15 protein-coding genes and 1 tRNA gene are annotated in these 14,207 nt (G+C 62.3%); 4 read left to right on the top strand and 12 right to left on the bottom strand.

The genetic code is table 11. The annotated features are described in order from the left end of the window. Positions 1-21 precede the first annotated feature (21 nt). The 3 genes from ACF8K2_RS02520 to ACF8K2_RS02510 form a co-directional block, all read right to left on the bottom strand. Entirely contained in the window at positions 22-993 is a 972-nt protein-coding gene (locus tag ACF8K2_RS02520; protein ID WP_186557639.1) for a magnesium and cobalt transport protein CorA, read from the bottom strand. A gap of 66 nt (positions 994-1,059) precedes the next feature. Beyond that, positions 1,060-1,779, bottom strand: coding sequence for a lysophospholipid acyltransferase family protein (locus tag ACF8K2_RS02515; RefSeq protein WP_392463323.1), 720 nt, complete (start codon positions 1,777-1,779; stop codon positions 1,060-1,062). 152 nt (positions 1,780-1,931) lie between these two features. Further along, a complete protein-coding gene (locus ACF8K2_RS02510; protein ID WP_186557641.1) occupies positions 1,932-2,621 on the bottom strand; it encodes a crotonase/enoyl-CoA hydratase family protein in 690 nt (229 codons plus the stop codon). 288 nt (positions 2,622-2,909) lie between these two features. Here ACF8K2_RS02510 and ACF8K2_RS02505 point away from each other — a divergent pair. Then, positions 2,910-2,999: transfer RNA gene (locus ACF8K2_RS02505), tRNA-Ser, on the top strand. A 303-nt stretch (positions 3,000-3,302) separates the two neighbouring features. Here ACF8K2_RS02505 and ACF8K2_RS02500 read toward each other — a convergent pair. The 4 genes from ACF8K2_RS02500 to ACF8K2_RS02485 form a co-directional block, all read right to left on the bottom strand. After that, positions 3,303-5,459 (bottom strand): TonB-dependent siderophore receptor, encoded by a 2,157-nt coding sequence (locus ACF8K2_RS02500; protein ID WP_392463321.1) that lies wholly within the window; start codon positions 5,457-5,459, stop codon positions 3,303-3,305. Positions 5,460-5,616: 157 nt separating this feature from the next. Then, positions 5,617-5,994 (bottom strand): hypothetical protein, encoded by a 378-nt coding sequence (locus tag ACF8K2_RS02495; RefSeq protein ID WP_264237129.1) that lies wholly within the window; start codon positions 5,992-5,994, stop codon positions 5,617-5,619. 123 nt (positions 5,995-6,117) lie between these two features. Next, complete coding sequence (locus ACF8K2_RS02490; RefSeq protein ID WP_368972887.1) at positions 6,118-7,305, bottom strand: MFS transporter; 1,188 nt, start codon at positions 7,303-7,305, stop codon at positions 6,118-6,120. 166 nt (positions 7,306-7,471) lie between these two features. After that, complete coding sequence (locus tag ACF8K2_RS02485) at positions 7,472-8,227, bottom strand: 3-oxoacyl-ACP reductase family protein (RefSeq protein WP_392463325.1); 756 nt, start codon at positions 8,225-8,227, stop codon at positions 7,472-7,474. Between the two features lie 111 nt (positions 8,228-8,338). Between ACF8K2_RS02485 and ACF8K2_RS02480 the strand changes: the two genes are divergently transcribed. Beyond that, positions 8,339-9,277 carry a LysR family transcriptional regulator gene (locus tag ACF8K2_RS02480; protein ID WP_392463324.1) on the top strand — a complete coding sequence of 313 codons (939 nt, stop codon included), beginning with the start codon at positions 8,339-8,341 and terminating at the stop codon, positions 9,275-9,277. Between the two features lie 53 nt (positions 9,278-9,330). Here the strand turns inward: ACF8K2_RS02480 and ACF8K2_RS02475 are convergent, their stop codons facing one another. Then, positions 9,331-9,813 carry a GreA/GreB family elongation factor gene (locus tag ACF8K2_RS02475; RefSeq protein WP_186557646.1) on the bottom strand — a complete coding sequence of 161 codons (483 nt, stop codon included), beginning with the start codon at positions 9,811-9,813 and terminating at the stop codon, positions 9,331-9,333. 2 nt (positions 9,814-9,815) lie between these two features. Next, on the bottom strand, positions 9,816-10,208 hold the full coding sequence (locus tag ACF8K2_RS02470; protein ID WP_392463320.1) for a hypothetical protein: 393 nt from the start codon (positions 10,206-10,208) through the stop codon (positions 9,816-9,818). A 133-nt stretch (positions 10,209-10,341) separates the two neighbouring features. On the opposite strand from ACF8K2_RS02470, the gene earP reads away from it, so the two are divergent. Both earP and efp read left to right on the top strand, forming a co-directional pair. Next, positions 10,342-11,475, top strand: coding sequence for an elongation factor P maturation arginine rhamnosyltransferase EarP (earP, locus tag ACF8K2_RS02465; protein WP_392463319.1), 1,134 nt, complete (start codon positions 10,342-10,344; stop codon positions 11,473-11,475). A gap of 48 nt (positions 11,476-11,523) precedes the next feature. Continuing rightward, complete coding sequence (efp, locus tag ACF8K2_RS02460) at positions 11,524-12,096, top strand: elongation factor P (RefSeq protein ID WP_264237137.1); 573 nt, start codon at positions 11,524-11,526, stop codon at positions 12,094-12,096. 73 nt (positions 12,097-12,169) lie between these two features. Here efp and ACF8K2_RS02455 read toward each other — a convergent pair whose 3' ends face one another. The 3 genes from ACF8K2_RS02455 to ACF8K2_RS02445 form a co-directional block, all read right to left on the bottom strand. Continuing rightward, entirely contained in the window at positions 12,170-12,598 is a 429-nt protein-coding gene (locus tag ACF8K2_RS02455; RefSeq protein ID WP_392463318.1) for an organic hydroperoxide resistance protein, read from the bottom strand. A 129-nt stretch (positions 12,599-12,727) separates the two neighbouring features. Next, complete coding sequence (locus ACF8K2_RS02450) at positions 12,728-13,183, bottom strand: MarR family winged helix-turn-helix transcriptional regulator (RefSeq protein ID WP_392463317.1); 456 nt, start codon at positions 13,181-13,183, stop codon at positions 12,728-12,730. A gap of 54 nt (positions 13,184-13,237) precedes the next feature. Beyond that, positions 13,238-14,194, bottom strand: a complete 957-nt coding sequence (locus ACF8K2_RS02445; RefSeq protein ID WP_392463316.1) for a LysR family transcriptional regulator — start codon at positions 14,192-14,194, stop codon at positions 13,238-13,240. Between the last annotated feature and the right edge of the window lie 13 nt (positions 14,195-14,207).

Here is a 14,207-nt window from a genome sequence, read left to right as displayed (position 1 = left end):
CCGCGATAGCGTTGCTACAAGCTACAACCACCCCGAGCGCTTGAAGCTGGCATACAACCCGGTGCAGCCCAACCCAATCACCCCCAGCACCGCAAAATACCCATAGTGCCACTCCAGCTCAGGCATATTCTGGAAGTTCATCCCATAAATCCCGGCAATCGCCGTGGGAAACGCCAAGATCGCCGCCCAGGCGGCAAACTTGCGCTGGGTTATGCTTTGCCGTGACGACTCCAGCAACATGCCAATCTCGATGGTCTGGCTGGCGATATCGCGAATGCTCACCAGGTCTTCCATCTGCCGAGTGACGTGGATCTGCACGTCCCTGAAGTACGGGCGCATGTTCTTGTCGATGAACGGGAAGCTCAAGCGCTGCAGCTCTTCACTGATCTCCACCATCGGCGCGACGTAGCGGCGCAGCCTTAAAATGTCGCGACGCAGGCTGTGCAGGCGTTGGATGTCTTCTTCCTTGAGCGAATTGCTCAGCACGCTCTGCTCCAGCTCCTCGATCTCACCGTGGATCGCCTCGCTGACCGGCTGGTAGTTCTCGGTGACGAAATCGAGTAACGCATACAGCACGAAGTCTTCGCCGTGCTCAAGCAGCAGCGGCCGTGCCTCGCAGCGCTGACGCACCAGGGCATAGGATTTGGAGTGGCCATTGCGGCAGGTGATGATGTAGCCGTTGCCGGCAAAGATGTGGGTCTCGATGAACTCCAGCTTGCCTTCGTGGCGAACCGGCGAATAGGTGACGATGAACAGCGCGTCGCCAAAGGTCTCCAACTTGGGCCTGCTGTGCTTTTCCAGCGCGTCTTCGATGGCCAGCTCGTGCAGGTTGAACTGGCACTGCAGGTTGGCCAGCTCTTCGGCGTTGGGCTCTTCCAGGCCGATCCAGACGAAGTGGCCGGGCTTTTTCGCCCACTCGCTGCCTTCGTCGATGCTGATGTTGGTGACCTTTCTCCCGGCGCTGTACACCGCCGCTGCGACGACTCGACCCATGGTTGCCCGCTTATTCGGTTGAACACGTGACACAGCTTGGGCTGTGTCAGGCCAGAGAGCAACCGATCAGGCGTGGGGTAGCTCGGTTTCCATGCGGTCCAGGCATTGCTGCATCTGCGTGCGGCACTGCTCGATCAGCGCCGGCACGTCCTGCTTGCTCAGGCCAGCAGTTTCGATTGGAGGCAGGGAGCGAATGATCACCGTGCGCTGGCGCCAACTGTTGAGGCCCAGGCGCTTGGCATAGCGACTGACACACACCGGCACGATCGGCACGCCAGCGTCGATGGCCATGTGGAAGGCACCTTTCTTGAACGGGGCCAACTGCTCGGCAGGGTTGCGGGTGCCTTCGGGGAAAATCCAGATCGAGGTGTCGTCACGCAAGATGCCGGTGGTCACCTGCATCGCCTTGCGCGCCTGGTAGGCGTTGTTGCGGTCGATCAGGACATTACCGCCCAACCAGAACAGCTGGCCGAACAGCGGGATCCAGCCCAGGCTCTTCTTGCCAATGGCCACGGTGCGTTGCGGCACTACTTGGCCGATGATGAACAAGTCGAAGTTCGATTGATGGTTGGCGACGATCACGCAGCCCGGCGGCTGGTCATGCAGCGGGCCGACCTCGGCCTTGACCTTGATACGCATCAGCCAGGCGGCTGGCACGCTGTACAGGCGGGCATAGAGGCGGCTGTTGTCGGGGTTGAACGGGCGGCACAGGCCAATCACCAGGCCGACTAGGCCGACCAGCAGAAAGTGCAGCCCCAGCAGGAGCATGCGAAGCAGATAAAGCATGGTACGACTCACACCAGACAGTCGCGCGGCAGTGTACGACTGTGCACTGGTGGGGGCAAACCTTCTGCGGTCAGTGCTGGCCTCATCGCGGGGCAAGTCCGCGCCTACACGATGTGTGTGGGTGGGCACGCCCCGCGATGAGGCCGGGAGGATCAGCCCATGTGTTCCTGATCGCGAATAATCGCGTCATCCAGCAGCTCCAGCAGCGCTTTGCGCACTTTGAGCTTGGTGTTCTTGTGCGCCAGCATGTTGAGCTTCTTCAAGTCGCGCGCCACGTGCAGTGCTGTCTCGTGCAACTGCTCGGCCGGCACCACCTTGTCGAGGAAGCCGGCATCCAGCGCGTCCCTAGGGTCGAACATCTCGGCATTGATCACTGAGCGGTGGAACGCCGAGCGGCGCAGGCGATCGCGGGCCAGCTCGATACCGGCGTGGTGCATGGTCATGCCGATCTGCACTTCGTTCAGGCCGATCTTGTACGGCCCTTCGACCCCGATCCGATAGTCGCCCGACAGCAGCAGGAAGGCGCCTTTGGCGACCGCATGGCCTGGGCAGGCAACGATTACCGGGAAGGGGTGCGAGAGCAGGCGGCGGGCCAGGGTGGAACCGGCGGTGACCAGGCCAACGGCTTGTTGGGGGCCAGAGGTCATGACTTTCAGGTCGTAGCCGCCAGAGAGGATGCCTGGCTGACCGGTGATGATCACCACTGCACGGTCGGCTACTGCCTGGTCCAGGGCGGCGTTGAAGGCGGCGATGACATCCGGCGAGATGGCGTTGACCTTGCCGTTGTTCAGGGTCAGGGTGGCGATGCCGTCTTCGGCATGGTAGGTAATCAGCTCGCTCATGGCAGAGTCCTTTGGATGGCGTGGCAATGACGTTACCCAGCACGGGCGAGCAGGTAAAGCAGCAAGGCTGACTGATCAGTCAGGCATTGGCCGCTATGCCTTGCCGCTTGGGTGCGCAGTACAGGCCACAGGTAAAAGTGCTGGGTACAATGGCAGCATTGCCCTGGCTGGCCGGTTTTTCGTTCGATCTGCTTAAGCGCATGAAAATTCTGAAAAAAACGCTTGCCAAGATTAGAGCCTTCAACTAAATTAGCGCGCCTCGACAGGCTGAATAGCTTGAAGAGAAACGGTGAAGTGTCCGAGTGGTCGAAGGAGCACGCCTGGAAAGTGTGTATACGAGAAATCGTATCAAGGGTTCAAATCCCTTCTTCACCGCCACATTCTACGAGAAGCCCCCGAACTGAAAGGTTCGGGGGCTTTTTGTTTTGCGGTGCGTTTTAGAGGGTATTCAGGGCGGGTTAAATGCAGCGCTGCTGCTGGCGCTATCGCGGGGCAAGCCCGCTCCCACGTGAGATCAGCCTCAAACCTGCCTGGTAGATCACCCCAAACCTGCGTGGGAGCGGGCTTGCCCCGCGATGGGGCCAGCACTGGCACCACTCAATCCCCCGCAGTCTTGAAGTTGATCTGGCGTGGGAGCGGGCTTGCCCCGCGATGAGGCCAGCACTGGCACCACTCACCGCATCAAAAACTCACCGTCGCCGACAACCGCGCCGTACGCGGTGCGCCCTGGAACAGGTAGTTGTCGCCCAGGTAATCCCCCACATCCCGCCAGTAACGCTTGTCAAAGACGTTATCCACGGTCAGGCGCAGCACTGTGTCATACCCGCCAACCATGGTGCGGTAGCGGCTACCGACATCGAACACGGTATAACCACCCACCTCGACGTTGCCCGCCTGACTTGCGTACTTGCTGGCGCTGTAGCGCGCTCCGCCGAGCAGCGCGAGACCCGCGACCGGCAGGCTGTATTCGGCCTGCAACGCGGCGCGCAGCTTGGGCACGTTGATCGCCTGATGGCCTTCGTAGGCATCGGTGCCGCTGTTCTGCACCCGGGCGCGGATCGCTGCGGCACTGGCCTGGATCTGCAAGCGCGAAGTGACCCAGCCGCTGGCGGCGAGCTCAAGGCCGGTGTTCTTTTGTTGGCCCTGTTGCACGTAGGTGAAGCCAGTGGCGTCGGGGCGGGCGTACTGGTAGGCCTGGCGGATCTGGAACAGCGCGGCACTCAAGCTCATGCCCTGCCAGTCGCGCTTGATGCCCACTTCCAGTTGCCGTGACAGGGTCGGGGCGAGGATCTCGGCGGCATTGCCAGCGAACCAGGGCGCGGTGCCCCCAGCGGATAGCCCTTTGGAATAGCTGGCATACAGCGTGGTGTCTGGCTGGGGCTTGTAGATCAACGCCGCGTTGGGCAGCAATTGATACTGCTGGGTATGCCGTCCGGCCAGGCCAGTTTCATCCCAGGTCTTCTCATCCAGGCGGACTTCACGCGCGCCGAGCACGGTTTGCCAGTGTTCGTTGAAGGTGATGCGGTCGCTGAAAAATACCCCGTACTGGCGGCTGTCCAGGCGGCGTTCACTGGAGCCGATGGGGCGTTCAGAAGGGGCCACGGCAGGTGCGCCAGTGGCGATGTTACCGCTGCCGACAAATTCGTTGTAGTAGGGGCGCTGGTCGAGGGTGCGACGCTGGGCACTGGTGCCAACGGTTAGCTCATGGCCCAGGCCCAATGCATCGAAACGACCGTTGAGCACGGCTTGTACTTCGTCAGTGCGGCGGGTGTCGTCGGGGCTGCGGAAGTCATAGATGTCGTAATCGCCTTGCGGACTGAAGTAGTTCGGCACAGCTGCGCTTGCACAGCTTGTCGAGCCGTAGCAGCCCCAGGCGAACGAGCTGTAGTCATCGATCACCACCTTGCTGCGCGAAGCGCTCAAGGTGCCGGTCCAGTCGTCATTGAAACGGTACTCGAAGCGTCCGCCGAGGTTCAGCGAGTCGTTCTGTACTGGCTTGGCCCAGTGCTGATAAGCCAGCCGGTCATCCGGGTCGATGCCGTGCGGCAGCTCGCTGCCACCCAGCAACTGATAGCCCGGTACTGATCGCTGTTCGCGGTGCTGATACTCAGCGTCCAGTTGCAGGGTGGCATTGGCGCTGATCTGCCAGTCGAACGCCAGCGAGGCGAAGTCACGCTTGCCATCGGCGTGATCGACGTAGGAGCGGATGTCCTCATGGGCCAGGTTGGCGCGCAGGCCAAATTGCCGCTCACTGCCAAACCAGCCGCCCAGGTCGGTGGCCAGGTAGCGCTCGCCTTGCTCGTTGGTCGAGACCGTGACGCTGCGTACGTCTTCTGCGCGCTTGGTCACGTAGTTGACCAGCCCGCCGGGTTCGGCCACGCCGCTCTGCAACCCCGACAGCCCCTTGAGCAGCTCGACCTGCTGCTTGTTCTCCAGCGCCACGTTCTGCTCGCCGACCACGGTCTGGCCGTTGATCTTGTAGCTGCTGGCGGCGTTGAGCTCAAAGCCGCGCACGTTGAAGTTCTCGTAGTAGCCGATCGGCGCATAGCTTTCGCCAACCGAGGCATCGCTTTGCAGCACCTCGCTGAGCTTGCGCACCTGGCGGTCTTGCAGCAGCTGTTGGCTGAACACGCTGATCGACGCCGGGGTGTCGAGCAGTGGCGCTGGCTGAAAGCCGCCCACCAGGGCCTCGCGCGGTTGGTAGCCGCCGTCGCCATACAGCTCCGAGATACGCACCGGGGCCAGGGTCACGCTGTCGTCGGCAAGGCCATGGCCGCTGTGCAGGGCAAGGCCCAGGCTGAGCAGGCTCAGGGGCAGACGGGGGCGAAGCGAGGTCATGCGGGCTCCTTGATGGGCATACGCGCCGTTGTCGGTCGGCTGTTATTGGGGGAGGGCGGGGCAGATAAAAAGGGCGCCATGTTAGCAGGCACAGATGCGCTGAGCGCCCCTATTTCAGGAGCGCTCAGGCAAATAGACGATCAGGGTCTGGTGTGATTCAGGCGGCCGGGCGGCGTTGGTGCTGACGCCAATTGTCGTCGATTTTCGACCAGGTCTTGCCATCAGTGATGGCCATCAGCTTGCGACCATCCTTGAAGGTGGCGAGGAAGGTCGCTTCTTCTTCCTTGCCACCCAGCCAGAGGCCGGCGATCAGCCCGACTGGGCCGGCCACCAGCGCGCCGGCAACGCCCCAGCCAAGGGCGGTGCCCAGGCTGCGGTTGGTTTCCAGGCTGGCCAGCTTGAGTTCCTTGATCCGCGCCAGCGAGATCCGCTCGCCAGGCGAAGGGCTGCGTGGGGTCTTGAGTGTGAGCGATCCATTGCGATACTCGCCTTCACCTAGCAAGAAATCGCCGGATTGCACCGTGAGTCTTGTCATTGGGTCGTCCTGTCAGTGGGAGGGCTGTTGACCACCGCCTATGCAGCTCTTTGCCTGTGAGCAAGTCAACGGCAAGGCGACGGAGGGTCGTGCGGTCGCTTGTCGCGTCAGCCGCTGGCCTGTTCAAACCGCTTGAATCAGCACCTTGCGCTTGCGCTCTGCCAGCCCCCAAACCACCAGGGCCAAGCTGCCGATCAGCAGCCCGGCGACGACGATCCCCAACCATCCCTGACGTTCGAACAGTTGCGTGCCCAGCAGCGAACCTAATGCGCCACCGATGAAGTAGCAGGTGATATAGCCGGCATTGAGCCGCGTGCGTGCCTCTGGCCGCAAACCGATCACCGCATTCTGATTACTCACGTGCACCAGCTGCACGGCCAGGTCCAGCACCAGCACGCCGACCAACAGCGCCAGCAGCGAATGCTCGGCAAAGCCCAGTGGTATCCACGACAGCAGCAAGGCGATCAGCCCGACCGTGGTGCCCAGCGAGCCCTTGCCGCGATCAGCCAGGCGCCCAGCCCAGTTGGCCGACAGCGCGCCCGCAGCGCCGGCCAAACCGAACAGACCGATCACCGCGTCGGAGTAGTGATACGGCTCGCGCGCCAGCAGAAACGCCAGTGGCGTCCAGAACAGCCCGAACAGGCTGAACGCCAACAGCCCCAGCAGTGAGCGCAAGCGCAGCACCGGCTCTTCGATGAACAGACGAAATACCGAGCCGATCAACGCCGGGTATTTCAGCCCGGCATGGCTGTTGTGCTGCGGCAGGCTGCGGTACAGGGCGATGGCGCTGACCGCCATCAGTACCGCAGCCAGCACATAGATACTGCGCCAGCCACCCAGCTCGGCCATGAAGCCTGCGGCGGTACGCGCCAGCAGAATGCCCAGCAACAGCCCGCTCATCAGCGTGCCCACCGCGCGCCCACGATGCTCCGGGGCAGTCAGGCTGGCGGCCATGGGCACCAGGATCTGCGCCACGACCGAGAACAACCCGGTCAAGGCGGTGCCGAACAGCAGCCACGGCAGGCTGGGCGCACAGGCGCTGATGATCAGGCCAAGGGTAGAAATGCCGATCATGATCACGATCAAACGGCGTTGTTCGAACAGATCGCCCAGCGGCGCCAGCAGCAACAGGCCGGCGCCATAGCTGAGCTGCGCGGCGATGACGATGGTGCCAGCACTGGCGGTGCTCAGGCCGAACTGCTCGGCGATGCTGTGCAGCAGCGGCTGGGCGTAGTAGTTGCTGGCTACGGCCAGGCCGGTGGCAGTCGCCATCAGCAGGATCAGGGCGCGACTGAGGGTCGGGGCGTTCATGGTGGTTCTCATTGCGGGCAGTAGGAAAGTGCGCTCAGTATCGTTTGTACAGCGGGCAATGGCGATCGGGCTGGCGCCGCGATAGTGTCAGATCAGACAATGATGTCGATTCGGCTGACGTTATCGCGGGACCGACCCGCTTATCGAGAGGGGGAGATGGCGCCTGTCAGGCAGAGAAGCCCCCATCCGCCGTCAAGCTGGCGCCAGTGATATACCCAGCCTCAGGCCCAGCGAGATAAGCGACGAAGCTGGCGATCTCTTCGACATGCCCATAGCGCCCAATCGCCATCAGCGGAATCAAGCTCTCGGCAAAATCCCCCGCGGCCGGGTTCATGTCGGTGTCGACTGGCCCAGGCTGTACGTTGTTGACGGTAATCCCCTGCGGCCCAAGGTCACGCGCCAGGCCCTTGGTCAGGCCAACCAGCGCCGACTTGCTCATCGCATACGGCGCGCCACCGGCAAACGGCATGCGCTCGGCATTGGTGCTGCCGATATTGATGATCCGACCACCCTGGCCCATGTGCCGGGCAGCGGCTTGGCTGGCAACGAACACACTGCGCACGTTGACGGCGAGGATCCGGTCGAAGTCGGCCAGATCGAACTCGGCCACTGGCGCCACCGCCAGCACACCCGCGTTGTTGACCAGAATGTCGAGCGTACCGAATGCCTTGACCGTCGCCTCCACGGCCTGCTGCACAGCGCTGGCATCGGCACTGTCGGCGCGCAAGGCCAAGGCTTTGCCGCCAGCGTCGTTGATTTCTGCTGCCAGGGCCTCAGCGGTGTCCGCCGAGCTGACATAGGTAAAGGCCACCTGCGCCCCTTCCTTGGCCAGACGGCGCACGATCGCCGCACCGATGCCGCGCGAACCGCCCTGGACCAGGGCTCCCTTGGTGTCGAGAGTAAGTGAATGGGACATGCTGATCTCCTGCAAGTGAAAGGCCGGATGCCTTGGGATGGGAGAAGTATCGGCTGTGGATTACCTGCTGATAAGATGGCAATCGCTATCAGCAGAGTAAACCTGGGGTTGGTAATCATGGCCATGGAGTCGTTCAGCACGATGGAGTGCTTTATTCGCAGCGCCGAGGTCGGCAGCTTCGCCGAGGCTGCCCGGCGCCTGAGCCTGACCCCGGCAGCGGTGGGCAAGAACGTCGCCCAGCTGGAGGCGCGGCTGGGTGTGCGACTGTTCCAGCGTAGTACGCGCAAGCTGACCCTGACCGAAGCGGGGCAGCGATTTCTCGCCGAGGTAAGCGACAGCTTTCGCACCATTCAATACGCCATGGCCAACCTGGCCAGCGCTGAAGGCCAGCCGGCCGGGCTGTTGCGGGTGAGCATGGGAACGGTTTTCGGGCGTTTGTACGTGCTGCCGCTACTGGCTGAATTTCTTCAGCGCTACCCGGCGATCACCCCCGACTGGCACTTCGACAACCGCCAGGTCGACCTGATTGGTCAAGGCTTCGATGCAGCGATCGGCGGCGGTTTCGATCTGCCGCCGGGGGTGGTGGCGCGCAGGCTGACCCCGGCACACCGAGTGCTGGTCGCCTCGCCGGTTTATCGCCAGCAGCATGGGCCTATCGAGCAGCCCGAAGACTTGCCACGCCACGCCGGGATTTTAATCCGCTCGCCGCAGACCGGCCGCGTGCGCTCCTGGCCGCTGACCAGTCGCTGGCAGGAGCAACGGCCTTTGCAGCTGCGTCAGGCCATGACCATGAGTGACTCTGACGCCGCCTGCGCGGTGGCTGAACAGGGTTTGGGCATCGCCCTGGTCAGCTTGCCGTTTGCCGTGCCTTACCTGACCGCAGGCAGGCTGCAGCGAGTGTTGCCGGACTGGTATGTGGATGATGGCAACATCAGTCTCTATTACGCCGAGCACAAGCTGTTGCCGGGCAAGACCCGGGCGTTCATCGATTTCGTGGTGGAGCGGTTTGCGCGGCAGGGGCTGGCGAAGCGCTTTGATGCGCTGGAGGCGCTATAGAAGGCACCCGTGCCGATCTTGCGGGAGCGGGCTTGCCCCGCGATCAGGCCAGGTCAGACGACATCGATCACAATCGACACCTGCGCCACCCCAGCCACCTGCAAACTCACCTCATCATCAACCCGCTTGCCGATCAACAACTGCCCCAGCGGAGAGCGCGGCGTAATCACGGTAACCACCTGCTCGCCCTCGCCGATCTTCAGCCCAGCCCCTTGCGGCCCAAGAAACAGCATCCTCTGGTGACCCTGCTCATCTTCCAGAGTTACCAGGTTGCTGATCTGAATGCCCCGCGCCGGATCATAGTCACGCATGATCAACTGCTGATACGTCAGCAACGCCTGGCGAATCTCGGCGGTGCGCCGCGCTTGCCCGGTGGCCAGGTACGAAGCCTCAAGGCCCAAGGTGTCGTACTTGTTCTCGGCAATGTTCTCTTCGGCCGTGGCCGTTTCATAGGCGGTCTGGGCGGCGCGGCGCAGCACTTCGACGTCGTCTTCCAGGGTTTGCACGATGCGCGCGAGCAGGGTGGTCTTGTTCATGGTCAGTAGCAGAACTCCAGCACGTTGGCCTGGCTCTTGTCGGTTGGGGCGGTGCGGTTTTGTTGCAGCCAGAACTGACACTTGGGGTTGTTCAGGTTGCGCGGGTTGCCTTGGGCGGCATCAGCGGCCTGCTGGGCCTCTTGCTGGTGGAGGATGTCCTTGTACCGCTCGAACATCTGCGCCTGGGCATCGGCGGGCTGTGCCGGTGACGGGGTAGGTGCGACGATTGCTGGCGCCACCGCCTGGGCGACTGGCGTCACCTGTTCAGGCCACCAGCGCAATGCCAGCCACAGGCTCAGGCCAATGGCGACGGCGCCCAGCCACAGGCCGAAGGCCACGCAGAGGATCAATTGCACGGGCTTGAGGGTAATCTTCAGTTCGCGGCGGCGATACATGGCGGCCTCCTGGCAGGGCGGGTCATGCCGGCATTGTCGCATGGGGGGCGAGAATTATTCAGCGGCAGAGCTTTTGTCAGCAAGCATTTATCCGCACAATCGGCGGTTTTTCCGCGCGGCGAGGGAAGTGGGCATGAAAACCACTTGGGACATTTTCTGCACGGTCGTCGACAACTACGGCGATATTGGCGTGACCTGGCGCCTGGCGCGCCAGTTGGTGGCCGAGCATGACCTGGCGGTGCGCTTGTGGGTCGATGACCTGAAGGCCTTCGTCCGCCTGTGCCCAGAGGCCGACGCCAACGCCGAGCAGCAATACCAGCAGGGCGTTGATGTGCGCCATTGGCCGGCTGACTGGCAGGGCGCTGCCCCGGCGCAGGTAGTGGTTGGGGCCTTTGCCTGCGTATTGCCGGCGGCCTATGTCGAGGCGATGCGCGCGCAAGCCACGCCGCCGCTATGGTTGAACCTTGACTATCTGAGTGCGGAAGATTGGGTGGAGGGCTGCCATGGCCTGCCGTCGCCTCAGGCCAACGGCCTGCGCAAGATGTTCTTCTTCCCAGGGTTTACCGCAAACACCGGGGGCCTGCTGCGCGAAGCCTCGCTGCTGGCGCGCCGCGACGCCTTCCAGCAAACGCCTGGCGAGCGGGCGAGGTTTCTTCAGGGGCTTGGCGTGCAGCTTGAAGCGTCGGCCCGATTGATCTCCCTGTTCGCCTACGAAAACCCGCAGTTGGCCAATTGGCTCGATGTGCTGGCGGCAGATCAACAGCCCAGCCATTTGCTGGTGCCGCAAGGGCGGGTGCTGGCCGATCTCGCTTGCTGGTTGGGCGAGGCGCACTTGCCGGTTGGGGCGATCCACCAGCGTGGCGCCCTGACGGTGCAGGTGCTGCCTTTCGTCAGCCAGGACGACTACGATAAGTTGCTCTGGGCGTGCGACTTCAACGCCGTGCGCGGCGAGGATTCATTCGTCCGTGCGCAGTGGGCGGGAGCGCCGATGCTCTGGCACATCTATGTGCAGGAAGAAAACGCCCACTGGGAAAAACTCGAAGCGTTTCTTGGCCATTATCGTCGCGGCCTGTCGGACGCTGCCGCAGGAGCTCTGAGCGGTTTGTGGCGCGCCTGGAACATGGATCAAGACATGGCCCAGGCCTGGCAAGCGCTGCAACCGCACTGGCCGCAGCTGCGCCAACATGCCCGTGACTGGGCCGCAGAACAGGCCACTCGGCCGGACCTTGCCACGGCGCTAGTACACTTTTACCGAAATTCGCTATGATACGCGGCCTCGATTTTTATAAATCCATCCAGATTCGGATACTTCGCAATGAAAACTGGTAAAGAAATCAAACCTGGTACCGTTCTGCGCATCGACAACGATCCGTGGTTGGTTCAGAAAGCTGAATTCACCAAATCGGGCCGTAACAGCGCGATCATGAAGACCAAGCTGAAGAACCTGCTGACCGGCTACAAGACTGAAACCGTCTACGGTGCCGACGACAAGCTGGACGACGTGATCCTGGATCGCAAAGAAGCCACCCTGTCGTTCATCAACGGTGACCAGTACACCTTCATGGACACCACCGACTACACCATGTACGAACTGAACGCCGAAGACATCGAGGCCGTTCTGCCGTACATCGAAGAAGGCATGGAAGACGTCTGCGAAGCTGTGTTCTTCGAAGAGCGCCTGGTTTCGGTTGAGCTGCCGACCACCATCAGCCGTCAGGTTGTCTACACCGAGAACGCTGCGCGTGGCGATACCTCCGGCAAGGTCATGAAGCCTGCCAAGCTGAAGAACGGTACCGAGATTCAGGTTGCCGACTTCATCCAGATCGACGAGTGGATCGACATCGACACCCGCGACAACAGCTTCAAGGGCCGCTCCAAGAAGGCCTAACTTCTTGCGACCCGCAAAAAAACCCGGCCTTGGCCGGGTTTTTTTGTGCCTGAAATAGTGTGGGGCTGCTCTTTCACACAGTCACATGCAGCCGCACATCTACATTGCCACGGGTGGCGTTGGAATACGGGCAAACCTTGTGCGCCTTTTCTACCAGGCCTTCAGCTTCAGCCTGTTGCAGGCCAGGCAGGTTGATCTCCAGATCGATATCCAAGCCAAAGCCACCTGGGATTTGGCCAATGCCAACCTTGGCAGTGATCGAGGCATCGGCCGGCAGTTGTTTCTTCTCTTGCCCGGCCACGAACTTCAGTGCGCCGATAAAGCAGGCCGAATAGCCAGCGGCGAACATTTGCTCGGGGTTGGTGCCTTCACCGCCTGCGCCACCCAGCTCTTTGGGGGTGCTCAGCTTGACTTCCAGCTTGCCGTCGCTGGAGCGGGAAGTGCCATCGCGACCACCGGTGGAGGTTGCCTGGGCGATGTACAGGGGAGTGACCTTTTGCATCTTGAGCCTCGCTTGTGTGCTGTGCGCCGTGGCGCTGAGTGGGTGTGGGATTAAATTAGCGCGCAATTATTTAGTGCGCAAGATAAATCTTCCACCGTTCATCCGAACGGCCATTTCACAGCATAGTCCTCAGAGGCTCTTTTGCAGGCTGGCGCGCAGCTCCAGCAAGTCGGTTTGCAGCTGTTGCAGGCGCTCCAGGCTCAGCCCGCTGGCTTGCAGGATGCACTGCGGGACGCGCTGGGCCTCGTCCTGCAGGGTGCGACCCTTATCGGTGAGTTGCACCAGCACCACCCGTTCATCCTCGCGGCTGCGGGTGCGCTTGAGCAGACCTTCACTTTCCAGGCGCTTGAGCAGCGGGGTCAGTGAGCCGGGGTCGGTGAGCAGGCGCTGGCTGATTTCACCCACGGTCAGGCCGTCCTGCTCCCACAACACGAGCATCGCCAAATACTGCGGGTAGGTCAGGCCCAGGGCCTGCAGCAAGGGCTTGTAGACCTTGGTCATCAGCAACGAGGTGGAGTGCAGGGCGAAGCAGACCTGGTTGTCCAGCAGCAGCTCGGTGCAAGGGGCTTTAGTGTCGGCGTTCATGCAGGTCCTTGAATTAATTCTGGTGAAAATTTAGCACGCTGATGGTTAGCGCGCTCATGACCAGCGTAATCCACTGCGCAAGGCCAGATCCCAAGGTGGAACCGGGCTGAAGCGGCTCTTGAGAAATTCGAGCAGCAATCGACTGCGAGAGTTCGTTTCATGTTCCAGGCGTAGTGCATAGACGCCACTGGTTTCCGGCTGGGGCAAGCCGTTTTGGCAGAACAGCGGCAGCAGTTCACCGCGCAGCAGGTAGTCGCTGATCAGCCAGGTTGGCAGGTGCGCGATGCCTAGGCCGGCGAGCGCGCCGAACAACAGGGTTTCGGCGTTGTTGGCCGACATGCGCATGCGTGCCGGGCGATACAGCCGGGTCTGGCCGTCCACGGCGAAGCGCCAGGCGAACGGCGGCGCCAGGCCGTCCCAGTCCAAGCCATCGTGTTCTGGCAGTTCGCTGGGACAGGCCGGTACGCCGCGGTTGGCCAGATAACCGGGGCTGGCGCAGGCAATGCGCACCATGTAGGCCAACGGCGTGGCGACCAGGCGCGTATCGGCCAGCGGGCCTGCCCGCAGTACCAGGTCGACTTCGCCTAAGTGGCTGCCATGCAGGTCGACGAAGCTGTCGATCAGCCGCAGTTGCACGTCCAGGCCCGGGTAGGCCACAAGGAAGTCGGCGATCGCTGGGGCCAGGTGGCGCCGGCCAAATGCTGCTGGGGCATCGATACGGATCAAACCTTCCGGGGCGTTGCTCAGCGATACCGCCTCGGCGCGTGCCAGGCGTAATTCTTCAACGATGCGCCGGGCGCGTTCGGCGAAAGCCTTGCCAGCCGGGGTCGCGCGCACCGCGTGGGTACTGCGTACGAACAGCCGGCTGCCTACGGCGCTTTCCAGGTTGTCGATGCGCCGCGCCACCGCTGAGGGGGTCAGCGGATGGCGGCGGGCGGCCGCGGAAAAGCTGCCGGACTCCAGCACATCCAGGAACAGGCTCAATTGTTCGGTAAGGGTATCGGGGCTCATGCTTGGTCTGCTT

The sequence above is a fragment of the Pseudomonas sp. xss_2 genome (genome assembly GCF_043104195.1).
In the GTDB taxonomy this organism is placed as follows: Bacteria; Pseudomonadota; Gammaproteobacteria; order Pseudomonadales; family Pseudomonadaceae; genus Aquipseudomonas; species Aquipseudomonas urmiensis.
The sequence above is the reverse complement of the archived record's forward strand: the minus strand, read 5'-3'. Positions and strand labels throughout refer to the sequence as shown.